Source organism: Lacibacter luteus, from assembly GCF_004118265.1.
Lineage (GTDB): Bacteria > Bacteroidota > Bacteroidia > Chitinophagales > Chitinophagaceae > Lacibacter > Lacibacter luteus.
Genome location: NZ_SDHW01000001.1, coordinates 240,314 through 257,679 on the forward strand (window position 1 = coordinate 240,314; position 17,366 = coordinate 257,679).

5 protein-coding genes are annotated in these 17,366 nt (G+C 38.7%); 1 reads left to right on the plus strand and 4 read right to left on the minus strand.

Annotated elements, in window-relative coordinates:
* Positions 1 to 85: 85 nt before the first annotated feature.
* The 4 genes from galB to ESA94_RS01045 form a co-directional block, all read right to left on the minus strand.
* Positions 86 to 2,572, minus strand: coding sequence for a beta-galactosidase GalB (gene galB, locus ESA94_RS01030; RefSeq protein ID WP_129129003.1), 2,487 nt, complete (start codon positions 2,570 to 2,572; stop codon positions 86 to 88).
* A 17-nt stretch (positions 2,573 to 2,589) separates the two neighbouring features.
* Positions 2,590 to 4,086, minus strand: coding sequence for a sulfatase (locus tag ESA94_RS01035; protein ID WP_129129004.1), 1,497 nt, complete (start codon positions 4,084 to 4,086; stop codon positions 2,590 to 2,592).
* A 17-nt stretch (positions 4,087 to 4,103) separates the two neighbouring features.
* Positions 4,104 to 5,630, minus strand: coding sequence for a sulfatase family protein (locus tag ESA94_RS01040; RefSeq protein ID WP_129129005.1), 1,527 nt, complete (start codon positions 5,628 to 5,630; stop codon positions 4,104 to 4,106).
* Between the two features lie 139 nt (positions 5,631 to 5,769).
* On the minus strand, positions 5,770 to 9,816 hold the full coding sequence (locus tag ESA94_RS01045; protein ID WP_129129006.1) for a hybrid sensor histidine kinase/response regulator transcription factor: 4,047 nt from the start codon (positions 9,814 to 9,816) through the stop codon (positions 5,770 to 5,772).
* A gap of 716 nt (positions 9,817 to 10,532) precedes the next feature.
* On the opposite strand from ESA94_RS01045, the gene ESA94_RS01050 reads away from it, so the two are divergent.
* A complete protein-coding gene (locus ESA94_RS01050; protein ID WP_129129007.1) occupies positions 10,533 to 17,198 on the plus strand; it encodes a glycosyl hydrolase in 6,666 nt (2,221 codons plus the stop codon).
* Positions 17,199 to 17,366: the final 168 nt, after the last annotated feature.

The following is a 17,366-nucleotide window of genomic DNA, read 5'->3' on the forward strand; positions in this document are numbered from 1 at the left end:
TATTTTATTTGCAGGGTGTGCTTACACTTCAAAAAAGCGGTGCATTTAGGTCAACAAAACAGGCTTGAAATGTTCAGGAGTTGGTCTATTGAATGCTGATAATAATAGCTGAAGTCTTTAACCCCGCCGATGAAGCTTCAATCTTTACTTCACCAGCCGCTCCTTTCTTACTTCTGATTACTAACAAACAGAGCCCGTTAAATGTTTTGCGGTAATTGGCCTGGAATGGTTCGGTTGATGCTGCATTGCCGTTATCAACCGCTGCTATGGTTGCAGGGCCTGAAAGCTTAAATTCAATTTTATTATCAGCAAGAGGGCAAAAATTTCCATCTTCATCTTCAATCTTTACCGTGATGAAAGACAAATCTTCACCATCTGCACTGATGACTTTTCTATCAGGTATTAATTTGATTTGATTTGGGGTCTTAGCGGTGTTGATTGTTTTTACGGCTGCTTCTTTCCCATTTTTATAGGCCACTACTTTCAGTTCGCCTTTTTCATACAGCACATTCCAGTTAAGGCGGTAAGGTGATTCAAAATTTTTTGGCCGGTTTTTCCATGCATTGAAAGCAACAGGTACGATGGTTTTATCAACACCCATCTTTTTTCTTCCATACGATTTTCCATTTACAAATAATTCCGCTTCATCACAATTGGTATAACAGTACACCGGTATTTCTGTAACGCTGCTTCCTTCCCAATTCCAGTGTGGTAATACATGCACCATCGGCTCTGTAGTCCACCGACTTTGATACAGGTAAAAACGGTCTTTGGGAAAACCTGCTAAATCCACTGCACCGAAATAAGAACTTCTCGATGGCCAATCTGTATCCCAATTGCCATGTGTAAGATTATCTTTTCCACCATACGGCGTTGGCTCGCCGAGATAATCAAAACCTGTCCACACAAATTCACCAATTGCATTGGGTAATGAATCCTGGAAATGAAATTCAACATCTGGTGGGTAGGCCCAGCCGGGACTTTGATTATCATAACTACTCACCTGCAACGAAGGATGCTTGTCATACTTTTCTAACGGCAAATGATAAACGCCTCTTGATGATACGCAGGATGCAGTTTCAGAACCATACACAATCCAATCTTTATGTTGCTGCATGGTGCTTGCATAATCTGACGGTTTATAATTAGCTCCTACTAAATCTATTTCAGCAGCAAGACCATTTTTAATAGCAACCGAAAAATTATTAAAGCCCGCCGTAGTGGGTCTGTTCGGGTCTTCTTCTTTACAAATTTTTGAAAGTGAACGGGCAAGCAGGTAACCATCTTCTTTATTCTGTTCCCTTATTTCATTACCAATGCTCCACATAATAATCGATGGCCGGTTCCTGTCTCTGCGAATCATATCTCTTAAATCCTGCTCATGCCATTGCGCCCAATATTTGCTGTAATCATTTTCTACTTTTGGCATTGCCCAGCAATCAAACGCTTCTTCCTGCACCAACAACCCCATCTTATCACACAAATCTAATTGCTCCGGCGATGCAGGATTGTGTGATGTGCGGATGGCATTCACTCCCATTGCTTTCATGATTTGCAGTTGCCGTTCCGTTGCCCTGTAATTAACAGCAGTACCCAACGCTCCTAAATCATGATGCAAACAAACACCTTTTAATTTTACACGTCGGCCATTTAAAAAGAAACCTTCTCTTGAATAGCTGATGGTACGTATGCCAAACTGTTGAGTGTATGTATCAACAACAATATTGTTTTTGTAAATGCTGGAAACTGTTTTGTACAAATGCGGTGTTTCCATATCCCACAACTTGGGATTAACCACTTCCAGCTCTTGTATTATTTTTGCTTCTCCTGAAATAAATTTAAAATCAGCCATCAGTTTTGCAACTTCTGCACCATCAGCATCCACAATACTTGTTTTGATTTGATACTTACCAACATGATTTTTTTGTTTGGATGATACCATTGTTTCGACCTTCACTTTTGCTTTCTCTTTTTCAACAACAGGTGTGCTGATATGATTGCCCCAGTGTTTTACATGCACCGGGTTTTTTATTTCCATCCACACATTCCGGTAAATACCTGCGCCGGAATACCATCTTGATGCAAGCATTTCAGGATTTAGTTTTACGGCAATTACATTATCGCTGCCAAGTTTTACATACGGTGTAATATCAATTTCAAAACCGATGTAACCATAAGGCCGTTCATACACTTTACTTCCATTGATGTACACCGATGAGTTGTACATAATACCATCAAACTCCAGCGTAATTATTTTGCCTTTTGCTGATGCGTCTATTTTAAAATGTTTACGATACCATGCTTTATCAAAAATGGGAAGACCTCCTGTACGTGGATTGTATTCAGGTTTGAAAGGGCCTTCAATAGCCCAGTCATGCGGTAATGACAACTTACGCCAATCTTTATCGTTGTATTGAATTTGTGATGCGGATGAATCAGTCGTTTTTTTAAACAACCATTCTTCCGTAAACCGCTTTCGTTCTCTAGGTAATTTTTGTGCTGAAAGAGTAACAACAATGAATAAACAAATGGATAAAAGAAGATAGTATTTATATGTGAACTTGTTGCTCATGTTGTTTCTCCTTTTCGTTATTGTTTGTAAGCAGGGTTAAGGGTAAAACTGCCTGCTTTGTTTACTGTAAGCCATTTATCCAATAGTTCTTTTAATTGCTTTGCTGTTTGTGCGTTTTCAGCAGCAATGTTTTTCTTTTCAGAAACATCAGCAGCAATATCATACAACTCGGTGCTGCTATCTTCATAATTATAAATCAACTTATAATTTCCTTTGCGGATAGCTGCACCCGGCTTACCTCCCTGGTTACTGTAATGCGGATAATACCAATACAGTGTTCTGTTTACCGCTTGCGTTGGTTTTAATAAAAGCTGCAACATATTTTCGCCTTCAACTGCTGTTGTTTTTTTATAAGTTTTATTGATGGCGGTTGCAATAGTTGAATAAATATCTGATGTGGTTATGGGTACATCAGTAACAACTGCCTGTTGCAGTTTATCTTTCCAATACATAATCATCGGCACTCTTATCCCACCTTCATACAACCAACCTTTTCCTGCTCTTAAAGGCGCATTGCATGTGGGACTTCCTTCTGCCGTACTCAATCCGCCATTATCAGATGTGAAGATGATAAGTGTATTCTCCAGCAATCCTTTTTCTTTTAATGATTGAATGATGCGACCAATATTCCAATCCATGTTTTCAATCATTGCTGCATATACAGCATGGTCTTGTACCAAACGTTGTTTCCAATCATTTTCATTCTTCATCCAAGCCTCATCTTTTATGAAACGGTCTTTATCAGTATAACCCAATTGTTGCTGTTTTTCTTTATACTTTTTAATTAATGCTGATGGTGCCTGCAATGGATTATGTACAGCATACAATGAATACATCATTAAAAAAGGCGATTGCTTTTGCTGCTGAATAAAGCTGATGCACTCATTCGCAAGCCTGTCAGTAATGTATTCACCTTTGGGGCCATCGGGCAATGTTGGATTATTATAAGGTGTAAAGAAACCACCTGTGCTGTCGTTTATTTTTCCTGTTGGCCCACCTTTACTCCATCCACCAATATTGGTTTGAAAGCCCTGGCTTAATGGCCAGTACTTCTCTTCTTCACCCAAATGCCATTTGCCTGCAAAAAAAGTTTGATAGCCATTTTGTACTGCATACTCCGCAATGGTATTTTCTTTGAGCGATAACTCGTAAGCTGTTGCCGGTGCAATTAATTTTTCAAATGGTTTTGCTTTTCCGTTTTCCTGCCGGCCTTTAATCCAGTCTGTTACTTTTGTGTTGATGGGATTTTTACCCGTCATAATGCTTGAACGTGTGGGGCTGCATACAGGACTGGTAGCATAGCTGTTCGTAAACCGTACTCCTTTTGCTGCCAACGCATCAAGATTGGGTGTTTCGTAAAATGTACTTCCGTAGCAAGTAAGGTCTTTCCAACCTAAATCATCTGCAAGAATGATGATGATATTGGGCTTGCTGTTTTTTTGTTGTGCTTGTGCAATTGAAATGACTGCACTACTCCAAACAAAAGCAAGCAGATATTTTAAGAACGTAAACATCTTTTATAAACATGATTTTAATTGCTGCCTTCTTTAATTTTTGCAAGTAATGCCTGCATCTCTTTCACTTTTTCCGGATGTGCTGCTGCTACATTTTTTGTTTCGCCGGGGTCATCGGTTAAATTATACAACTGCGGTTCAGGTAAATTACCCAACTCGGTGTTGGTGTCTTTGTTCATCTTTGGTCCTTTGGATGGTTCAATATATTTCCACTGCCCTACAATTAATGATAATGTTGAGTTGAGTGATTGCTCCACCAAATACTCTCTTGATTGTTTTGTTTGATTGAGTAATACCGGCAAATAGTTTTTACTGTCGGGTGCCTGGCCAGCTTCTACTTTTACACCTGCAAGCTTTGCAAACGATGCATACAAGTCAACCTGGCTGAACAATGCGTCATTGGTTTTACCAGCTGCCACTTTTCCTTTCCAGCTTACAATAAACGGAACTCTGGTACCTGCTTCAAACGCACTGTACTTGCCACCACGATAAATACCGCCGGGTTTGTGCGTTCCTAATTTTTCAACTGCATCATCTTTATAACCATCATCAATTACATGACCATTATCACTGCTAAAAATGATGAGAGTGTTCTCCAGCAAATTATTTTTTTTGAGGATGGCCATGATTTCACCAACCGTCCAATCTAACTGCAACAACACATCGCCTCTAGGTCCCATGCCACTCTTGCCTGCAAAACGTGCATGTGCTGTTCTTGGCACATGAATATCATGCGTAGCGAAATATAAAAAGAAGGGATTGTTTTTTTGTGATGTGATGTAAGCGTTTGCTTTTTGCACCAGCACATCAGCAAAGTCTTCATCTTTCCAAAGTGCACTTGTACCACCGGTCATATAACCAATGCGACTGATGCCGTTTACAATCGTCATATCATGACCATGCGAAGGATGCATCTTTAACAACTCCGGATTTTTTTTACCGGTAGCTGCGTTTGAATCAAGCGGTGCAGCATAACTTACTTTAATGGGGTCGCTCTTATCTAAATTGATGACCTGTTGATTTTCTACAAACACACAGGGAACACGGTCGCCGGTTGCAGGAATTAAAAATGAATAATTAAATCCAATTTCCTTTGGGCCGGGTTTAATTGGTTCATTCCAGTTAATACCCTTTGCATCACCCAAACCCAAATGCCATTTACCAATCACTGCTGTATGGTAACCCGCTTTTTGCAACATGCCCGGCAATGTGGTTGTAGTAACAGGAATGATTAATGAAGCATCACCCGGAGCAATACCTGTTCCCTGTTTGCGCCATGCATATTTTCCTGTTAACAATGAAAAACGTGATGGTGTGCAGGTTGCTGATGTAGTATGTGCATTGGTGAATCTTGTTCCGCTTTTTGCCAATGCATCCATATTGGGAGTGGCAATAGCAGTTGCGCCATAGCAACCCAAATCACCATACCCTAAATCATCTGTATAAATTAAAATGATGTTTGGTTTTTTATTTTTGACTGACTGGCTATTTGTTGCAACAGCCGCAAACAGCAGAATGATTGCAAGCAAGAATCGGTTAACCATTTCCTGATTTATTTTTTAAACAGGTGATAATAATGATTGCTAAATTATCAAAAGCAGGTTTAGCTTTTATTTCAAAAAAGGGGTGCTGATGTAGCATTAAAAAAACTACATAATGCATAAAAATCGCCGCTATTAAAATCTATTTCTTATAATCTGACGGCGATACTCCAAACTGGTCCTGGAAGCGTTTTCTGAAATACTTGATATCATTAAACCCTGCTTCATAAGCCGCTTCGGTTACAGAGTAATTACCACTTTCCAGCAGCTTAACAGCAAAATTTAAACGGGCTGTTCGTATAAACTCATTGCCCGACATGCCGGTTACTGCTTTCAACTTCCTGTAAAATGTAGAACGGCTCATAAACATCAGATTGGCCAGTTCATCATTACTGAAATTGCTATTGGAAATATTTTCTTCCACCAGCTTCATGAGCTTGTAAAGAAATTCTTCTTCGTAGGTTTTAATTTCAAAACTGCCTGTGCCCAGCAAAATACGTTTTGCATATAGCTCTTTTAATTTGTTACGGGAGTTAATGAGGTTATGAATATGCACCAGCAGCAATTGTGAGTTGAATGGCTTGGGCAAATACACATCTGCCCCTTCCTGTATGCCCTGCACATGATGCGCCATATCACTCAGTGCCGTTAAAAGAATCACCGGAATATGTGATGTGTCTTTATGCGATTTCACCGTACGGCAGAGTTCAATACCATCCATCTCCGGCATCATAATATCACTTACAATTAAATCAGGAATAATTTCAAGCGCCTTGCTTAATCCATCTTTACCATTAGAAGCTGTAATGACTTTAAATGATGGTGAAAGAATTTCATACACGTATTGCTGAATATCCGTTTCATCTTCTACAACAAGAATAATGGGCAGCTCCTGTTCCTGGTTCAGCATTTCATTTTCTTCTGACATAACTTCTATATTTAAGTTTGTTTCTTGTAATTGTTGATTGAACTGTAAAGGCTCAGCAACTGTTGGGTATTTTTCAATAAGCTCTTTATGTGGAAGTGTTATGGTAAACAGAGTTCCCTTGGGTTTATTATAGGTTGCTGTAATAGTGCCGCCATGCAGTTCAACGAGTTCCTTTACAAATGACAAGCCAATACCTGAACCCGAAATGGCAGCAATATCATCTTCCTTACCACGATAGAACCTGTCGAAAATCTTATCCCGTTCATTTTCAGGAATGCCTTTACCCGTATCAGCTATTTTAATTTCACAACTTTTATCTGCATGGCGAATAATCTCCATGTGTATCGCTTCTCCATCCGGGGTAAACTTAAACGCATTGGCCAATACATTAAACACAATAATTTCCAGTTTGTTGAAATCAAACACAAACGAAATGAATTTTTCCTGTGCATGAAAACTATACTGCATGTTTCGCCTTGCAGCTTCGTCTTTAAACAGTAAAAATAGTTCGTTGCAAAAAGTAACTAGCTCACCTGGTTGCAATATCAGCTTTAAACTTCCGGCTTCTGCTTTTTGATAATCGAGTAATTGATTCACCATCCGCAGCAATCGCTTGGATTGTTTTTGTATCAACCGTAAACTTTTTTCAACAGGTGCTTCTACTTTCGTCCGTTGCAATAAATCTTCCAACGGGCCTAAGATGAGTGTAAGCGGTGTGCGAAACTCATGTGAGATATTGGTAAACAAACGCTCTTTAAAATCAGACAGCTTTTTCTCCTGCTGTCTCGACATTCTTGAAAGCGTTAATTGATTTTTCAACGCCACTTGTCTCAACCCAAAATAACGTGTAAGCCACAACAGGAAAATAAACAACAATACATAAATGGTATAAGCCCACCAGGTGCGCCATGGTGGTGGCAGGATAATAATTTTTAATTCATGCGGAACATCATTCCATATTTTATCGCTGTTGGTTGCTTTTACTTTCAGCGTATAGGTGCCTGCTTTTAAATTTGTAAATGAAACAGTTCTGTTATTGCCTGCATATACCCAATCATCATGAAAACCTTCCAACTGGTACATGTATTCATTTTTATCAGGCGCATGATAGTCAAGTGCAGCAAACCCGATGGAGAAGATATTTTCTTTATAGTTGAGCGTAATACTTTTTGTTTCATAAAAAGGACGACTCAACACTGTACTATCGCCTTCCTTTTTACCAAATTCATAGGATTCATTGTTGATAGTGAGATTGGTAAAATATACCGGCGGATGAAACCGGTTGATGCGGATACTATCAGGTTTGAAATAAGTAAGCCCTTCTAACCCACCAAAAAACAATTGACCATTTGCATCTTTAAACGAAGCATTTTCAGAAAACATATCAGATTGCACACCATCCCGTTTATCAAAAACAGCAATGGATTGATTTACGGGATTGATTCTTACAAGCCCCTTGTTTGTTGTTGCCCAGATATTGCCCTTATCATCAGCAAGAACTGCATGAACATAATCATTGGGCAATCCATCACGAGTGTTATATCTTATTACCTGCAGCTGTTCATTGCTATCAACCGAAATTTTATTGAGACCGCTTTGTGTACCTGCCCAGATATTTCCTGCTTTATCTTCTGTTAAACAAAGAATGGTATTGTTGCTGATAGATGTTTTTCCATCGCCTGTTTGAACAAATACTTTAAAGGAATCATCAGAAGGATTGTACAAATGCAAACCTTTATAAGTACCAACCCAAAGTCTTTTCTTTGAATCAACCAACAGGCAGCTTACCCTTTCGTTTTGCAAAGCGCCTTTCACTCCAAATGCATGTAAATATTTTTTGAATATCGGTTTATTGTTTTTATCAAACCCCGTAATACAATTGAGACCGAATTCCTGCGTGCCTATCCATATTTTTCCTTCTGCATCTTTCACCAACGCATTAATTTTTTTATCACTGATGGAAGCAGGATTATTTCTATCCGGCAGAAATAATTCAAACGCACCAAGCGTAGTGCCGGAATTAACAATCCGCATCAATGCCTTGTTAGTGCCTACCCACAAATAATTTCCATCTTGCAAAAATGAACGGCTTACGTAAGAAGAAATGGGGTCTGCAATATCCTGCTTGGAGTTAATACGATATTGTGTAAATGTTTTACCATCTGTTGAATATTGAATACCACCTCCTTTTGTTCCCAGCCATAATTTTTGAAACGGGTCTGTATAAACTGAAATGATATGTGTGCTACCAATGAGTGCATTGGATTTAACCCCGATATTTGAAAACTTTTTTTGGTTGAGGTCCATTTTAAAAACACCTGCACCATCTGTACCAATCCATAATAATCCTGATGGGTCTTCACGAATTGTTAAGATGATTCGGTTATCACTTGTATTAAGACCGGGAATGCTTAAATCCATTTTTTCAAAACTGTCTGTTGCTTTGTTGAATAGGTTTAACCCCGCACCCCATGTAGCAACCCATAAACTACCCTTTGAATCAAGATGTAAACGATACGTATTATTTGAACTTACTGATGCAGGATTATTTTCTTCGTGTTTGTATTGTTTAAATGCTTTTGTTTGGAGATGAAATTGAATCAATCCTTCATTCCATGTGCCTAACCACAAACAATTATATTGCTTATCATGAACAATGGAAGTAATATTAATATCAGGCTTATCAAACTCATACGTAACATCATTCACTAACTGTTTATTGAGATGTCTTAAACCGCTGTTGGTAGCAAGCCAGTAACCATTTTGTCCATCGGCCTGTATATCAAAAGTTTTCCAGCTGCTGTTGAGGATAGTGAACCTGCCGGTTTTTTTATTTAAGTATTGAAAACCCCTCCAGGTACCGATGAGCAGTTTTTCATCATCAGCATCATACAGTGAAAGAATATAATCAGCATTGAATCCGCTGTTTGTTTTATTGTTGTTGGGATAATTGGTGATGATGCCGGTTTTTAAATCAAACGAACTTAAGCCGCCTGATTTTGTACCAATCCAGATATTGTTTTGTTTACCGTTGAGTAATACTTCAATTGACTGGCTTAATAAATTATTGCCTGTTGTAAAATCACTTTTCAACAGTTTCATTTCATAACCATCAAAACGCTGCAGCCCTCCCCTTGTGCCAAACCAGATAAATCCATTTTTATCCTGGATGATGGAAGTAACTTCGTTGTTCACCAGTTCATCAGAAATGCGAATAAAATTACCGGCCTCCTGTGCATAAAACTTCAGGGCCACTCCCATGAATAGAAGAAGAAAAACATATCGTTTAACAATGTGAGGCAAGCGTACTGAATTAATCGTTAATACGAACTTACAATATAAATGAATTCAGTAAGGTTCTGTTAACATATTATCTGGGTATTACAAAAAAACGATTAACGAAATAAATAGCAGTACCAATAAAAAATAGATAACAGCAAGTTTGATATTTAACTGTTTATTATTTCGGGCAATCGTTTCTTTTTTTGGTGGTATGTGCATGAGGCGTGTTGTTATAAGTTATTACTGATTGTTTGCTGAACGTTTTCGATCTTTTAAAGTAAAATCTTCTTTCTGTTTCTTCTGCGCAAGGTTTAAGTTGTCGTTTGGTGAATATCTTAAGGATTCAAAAGAAATCAACCAAACAGATCTCCTGCTACAACAGTTTTTATTCATAGAAAGAAATAATGTGTTAAAACTATATTTATTCTTTTTAATTGAGTGTTGCTGTATTCTCAAATAAGGGGGGCATTCTGTTCAAAATAAACATCGAACTGTCAACAGAACGTTTGACAAAAACTATTTCCTGATATTTTCTTAAAGAATAACCTTACAGTGCTTGTTGTTGTTAACAGAGTCCAATCTTAAACAAAAACAAAATTTGAAAAAATAGCCCCCTTTCTTGATTCAAATGTTACCATGCTTGTATAACCGGTTAAATAGTTTTGGCTTAACTGTAAAAATCAAAACTACTTGCCATGCGTACATTCAGTCATCAGCTCCGGGTACTGCTTTTTTCAATCTCCCTTTTATGCACCGTATCACTCTCAACTTTTGCTCAGGGCGGAAACCCATGCGATGCTTCAACAAGTTATTTATACTGGACCGGTGAGACTGACAATGATTTTTTTAATGAAAATAACTGGAGAGTTGGCGTGGAAGATAATGCCGGTGGGTCTTGTGATGTGTCCAGCCCGTTGTTATATAAAATATGTCCGTCTGCTCCCGACCTTGTAAACAACCCTCACCCTGATGCAAATACTTTGGAGCCCGGTGCACCGATCAATTTCAATCTCTATATTTCATCTGCAACTGTTGCAGCAAGTGGTGATATTGTTTTTGCCTGTGCTCAAAAAGGGTTAACGCTGGTTGGTTCAAAACTTACAATCACGAACGGAACAGTTACACAGGGCGTACTGTCTCTAAACAATGAGAGCACCGTGTATCTGCAAGAAGGAGCCATGTCTTCTTCACTTTCTTTAAACTTTTTAGATGCTGCTTCCTGGGTTTATATAAAACAAGATACACCTCTTGGTCTCCAGGCAAGATTGAGTAACATATTTGTGAATGATGTTGTTGGTGTTTTAGATAATAATTTCCGTGTCAATAATTATTACCAAACAGGTTCTGTGGTAAGACCACTCTCCGCTTCATTTGCTCCTGCAACAATTTACAGCAATAGCAATCTACAAGGTTCTTCTGCTGGTGTAAATGAAGATATTATTTACAAAGGCTCTGCTGTTCCCAATGGGATGAATAATAATATTGGTTCATTTAAATTAAAAAGAGGTTTTATGGCCACCCTGGCTATAAACGATAATGGCACCGGGAAAAGCCGGGTGTACATCGCATCAGAAACAGACCTTACAGTGAATACACTTGATGTTGCCTTACAGGGCAATGTAAGTTTTATAAGAGTGGTGCCCTGGAACTGGGTTGCTAAAAAAGGAACCGGTTTTTATTATGATTTAAATGCTGGCTGGTATTACAACTGGAATTTAAATGGCAATCCCTATCCAAATACAGAATACGTTCCCATGGCATGGGGCGCCAGCGGAACATTCCCTTCTGCATTAAGCCAAATGATTGCAAAGAAAAAAACAACACAGGTACTGGGCTTTAATGAATCGGATAATTGTAACGACCAATCCGGACAATTCAATAATCTTTGTCAGCCTGCGGTTGCAGTGGCCTACTATGAAAATCTCATGAGTCTTGGAGTAAGGCTGGGCTCTCCTGCACCACGGGAGGAAGGACCAACCGGATGGTTAAGAGATTTCAACACAATTGCCAAAGCAAAAGATGTGCGTTTTGATTTTGTTGCTGTGCATTGGTACGATTGGGCAAGCAATCCTGCCTCAACACCCAATGCAACGGCGGAGCAAATCTTTAATCGTTTTAAAGCTTACCTGCAAAATGTGTACAACATTTATCAATTACCTATTTGGATTACAGAGTTCAATGCCAATCCAAACAGACCCAATGCAACACAGGAAGCATTTCTCAACTTAGCATTACCTTATTTAGAAAGCTTAGATTATGTAGAACGGTATGCTTATTTTCAACCCGTTTCAAATACAGGGAATTATTATGATGCCGGAGGTAATCTTACCAATATCGGTACACTCTATAAAAATCACACATCTACAGCATCAATAACTGCATTAACAAAAATATGTGCCAACAACTTAGATGGACTAAATCAACCCTATACGCCACCAACAGTAAATACAGCAGCGTTTGAAGCTGAGTGTGGAAAGTACATCGGCAACCAATGGGTTGTTACAAATGATGCAGCAGCATCAAATGGAATGTTTATAAAAGGTGATGCAACTCTTGCAGGCGCTACAACAATCGCTAAACAAATTCATTTTGAATTTGAAACTTCAACAGCAGGTTCTTACCGTGTTTATATCCGTTCAGCTTCAACAGGAACTGGAGCTATAAAAATGGGAATGGATGGTGCAGTGCCGGAACAATTGTCGCCATTTACAAGCACTGCATTTACATGGTTTCAGATTCCAAGATTTTATGATTTAGGAACAGGCTTGCACCGTTTAACAGTTGAGTTCCCCAACTCCAATATCAAACTCGACCAGATTGTGATTACGAATGGCCAGGAAAATTTAGATGCATACATGAAACCTGAAGGCTACTGTACTCCATCAAATGTGAAATTTGGTTTAGACTTAACAGATGTACTTACATTCTATGAAGCTGAAAATGCTGTACATGGCATTAACTGGAGTGTTCAAACTTCTACAAACACAGGAGCTGGTGCTTATTTAAAGAGTGCAGATAATATTACTTCAGCACAACCACCAACAGGCACCGATCATCAAATGACATTCGCCATCAATGTTGCAAAAGCAGATGAATATGAGCTTTGGGCAAAGATCAAGGCCATTAATGCAGGTGAGAATAGTTTATGGATTGCTGTTGATGATGAGCCATACCGCAAATGGGATCGTTTAGGCAGTACAACGTTTGAATGGTATTGGAAAAAGTTTCATTATAGTTATGGAACGCAGGACAGAAGCTTCACTTATTTTCTTGCAGCAGGTCAGCATACAGTTAAAATTGCTATTGCAGGTGGTAACGTACAGGTAGATCGTTTAGCGGTTGCAACAAAAGGAAAAAATCCTGAAACAACCGATCCGAATGTGTTATTGCTTACTGAAAACTTAGAGTTTGAAGCTGAGACTGCTACTTTCCTTGGAACAATTATTCAGCAAAATTGTGTAAACTCTTCTAATGGAATACAAGTAAATATGGGCACAGCAACTGCTAATGGTGTACGGTTTTCGAATATCGTTGCTGCAACTCCTGGTGCTTACAAACTGAAAGTTTCCTACATGAGTAAGGACAGCAGGAGTTTTAAGGTAATTGTAAATGGCACTACTTTAGGCAGACAAATAACTGTATCATCAGGTAACTGGTGTTTCATAGATGCATCAAATCCAACATTAGGTTCTCCTGCAATTCATGAAGTGATTGTAAATCTGAATCGTGGTATCAACACAATTGATATTAAACCATGGGGCGCAGGAACTCCACTTCCCAACTCACCTTTTATTGATAAAATAAAACTGGAAAAAGCTCCACTTACAGATGTTACGCTTGAAGCAGAGTTGGCAGAATTTGTTGGCACTACTAGTATAACAGCTTGTAACACTGCTTCAAATACGGCATTGGCTAATTTGCCATTAGGTACTGCTAACGGAATTCGTTACAATAACCTTCTATGCTCTGAAGCAAAAACTTATGATGTTGATGTTTCTTACATCAGTAAAGTGGCACGCAATTTAAGAATCTCAGTAAACGGTGGCGCTTATGTTACATATTCATTTGGCCCATCAGGTAACTGGTGTTTCGAAGGTGGTTCGCCAATAATAAAAACAATACCACTGGCATTGATACAAGGTGTTAATACCATTGAAATGCGTGCAACAGCTGCGGATGCTCCTTTCCTAGATAAGATATTGATCAGAGAACAGCCTATCAGCAATGTTACATTTACAACAAGCGGTTTACCTGCAGGCGCTACTTCTGTAAATGTGAATCATCAATATTATACAAACCCTACTACACTTAGTGCTCCATTGGTGCTTGCTACTGATTTTACAGCACCTGTGGCTACCAATAAACAAATCTATTTCTCATATCCGTCAACCTTTATTGTTCCCGGTGGAAATGTGTATTCACTTACAGGTGTAACTGCAAGCGGTGGAGATATTTCAGCTTCATCACAACAAGGATATAACAACCAGTTTGTTCCAACACAACCACGTACCATAACCGGTGCTTATGAATTAACATGCGCTGTTCCTTCCATAACAACACAGCCGGTTGACAGAGAAAAAACCTATGGTGATACAGCACGGTTTGCATTTGTTGCAGAAGGAACAACTGTTTCTTACCAATGGCAAATCAATACAGGTAGTGGCTTTTCAGACATTACTGCTTCTGCTAATAATCCGGGAGACATCTACACAGGTTATAATACCGCACAATTAGATATTGCTTCATTAACAGTATCTATGAGCGGCTATCAATACAGGTGTATAGTAACAAACAGTTGCGGAACTATTACAAGCAATACAGTTAGTCTTACTGTGAACCCGGTTGCAGCAACCATCACAGCAAATAACAAATCAAAAACGTATGGTGATGACAACCCTGCTTTTGATGCAGTTGTTGGCGGCACCATTAATGGCGATGTATTGAATTATACGTTAACTACAACTGCTGAGAAGTTTTCACCAGTGGGTAATTATCCCATTATTGTATCATTGGGTTCTAATTCCAATTACACTATTGCTGTTAACAATGGCAGCTTGTCTATTGAAACCCGTAATGCTGCAATTACTGCAAACAACAAATCAAAAACCTATGGTGATGATAATCCAACTCTTGATGCGGTTGTAAGCGGAACAGTAAATGGCGATATGTTAGATTACTCGGTTTCAACAACAGCGCAGAAGTTTTCAGGCGTTGGTAATTATCCAATCACTGTAACATTAGGTTCTAATCCAAACTATACGATTGCAGCAACAAACGGAAGCTTGCTGGTAGAAAAAAGAACAATTACTGTAACTGCTTCAAGTAATCATTCAAAAGTATATGATGGAACCACCGATGCAAGTGTAACTACAGATGCTGCAAATACAATAGCCAATGTGAAGCTGTCTGATAACAGGGTGAATAATGATGTACTCAGTATTAACTACGGTAGCGCTTATTTTGATTTTAAAACAGTTGGAACAAATCATGTTATTACTGTTTCAGGTCTTAACATTACCGGCGCAGGTGCTGACAATTATGAATTTTCACAAACACAAGTGAGCACAGGTAACGATGCAGTTATTACACCTAAAGACTTAACCGTTTCTGCAACAGGTGTTGATAAAGACTTTGATGGAAATACAACAGCCACAGTTACATTATCTACAGATAAAGTTGCAGGAGATGATGTGTTAGCATCATTCAGCTCAGCCAACTTTGCTGACTTTAATGAAGGAACATGGCAGGTTTCAGTAGAAGGTATCGCTATATCCGGAAACGATGCAGGTAATTACACATTGTTGAATTCTTCAGCATCAACAAATGCAACAATTAACAAGGCCGGTACAACAACAACACTTATTACCAGTGCTGCAACTGTTCAATACATGGACCCATTAACCATGACGGCAAAAATAAAACCAGCAAATACCGCCCAGGCTTTAACAGGTACTGTACAATTCTCAATCGGTGGTGTTAATTATGGTTCACCTGTTACAGTAGTTCCTGTACCAGGCGATGCAGAAGGTATGGTGCAGGCCACAATGATGCCACAGGTATCAAATCTTCCATCTGCAAATCCTTACAGTGTAACGGCTGTATTTGCAAGCACAAATACTAATTACGGTGGAAGCAATCAATCAAAATCTGTAACAGTATTGCAACGCAATGCAAGTCCATACAATGAGTTTGTAGGTTTTTATACAGGCACTTTGTTTGCATGGACTTCAGGGCCTAACTCAACTACTGCATCTGTTACATTATCTACTACTATTAAAGATAATAATGCACCAAGAGGTGATATGAGAGGTGCAAGAGTTACCTTCTATCTCGTTAATGGCAGTTCGTTAACACCTATCAATGGTGCACAAAATCTGCCTGTTGGCTTAATTGATGTTAACGATGGCTCTATTGGTACAGCCAGTGCAATTGTGAACTTTAATATTGGTACAAATAATGCACAAAACTTTTTGATTGCAGTGGGAGTATCCGGTGCTTATACAAATAATCCAAACTCATCACTGGCACAAACAATAGTTACGGTTTCAAAACCGGTGCCGGGTGGTTATATGGTAGGTGGAGGTAGAATTGAAAACATCAGTTCTTCCGGGTACATTAAAGGTAAAACGGGGTTGAATACAGATTTCCAGGCTGATATATCTTATACTAAATCGGGAACAAATCCAAAAGGTAAAGCCAATGTATTAGTACGCAGTTATTATAAAACAGATGGAACATTGGATACAGAACTTCATACTTATATTATTGCTACCACTGCTATTTCTTCCTTAAACGTTGGCGCACCAACTGCTACGGCTACGTTTACTGCAAAAGCAAATTTGTATGAACAAATGCCTGATTTGAGCCTGGTGCAAATAGAAGGCGGATCAACATTTGAAATGGTTGTTTATCAGAATGCATGTGATCAGAAAGTAGCGATTACACTTTACAGGAAAGCCGGTGGTATTTGGTATTCCAGCAAATGGAATGGAACAGCAACAGTGAAACAAAGTTTGAACGGTGGTGAAGTAGCTGTTGCAGGTGGTGGTGTTTGCTCATCTACACCATTAAGAGCTAATAAGGCTGTTGAGAATATTGAGTTATTGCCAGTAATCAACTTTGCAATAAAGGCATATCCTAATCCAAGTAGTTCGTACTTTATAATTAAAATAGAAAGCAGCGACACTAAGAAGCCAATTAATGTGAGGGTTCTTAGTATTGATGGCAAAATAATAGAGCTGAGAAAAGACGTAACAGCAGGACAAACGATTGAAATCGGCAATGGCTATTACCCCGGTACGTACATAGTTGAAGTAATGCAAGGAGAAAGGAAAACAACAATGAAGCTGATAAAACAGTAAGAATAGTTTGTCCTGTTCCTATGCAAATCAAACAAAGTTCCTGCTCATGTGGGAACTTTGTCTTTTTTTAATTAAATAGATGGCTATATTAATAAATGAACAGCCCTTTAGAATAGTATTGTTTCTACAAGGCTTAAGAACAACTGAATTGATTAATTTAAATATTTA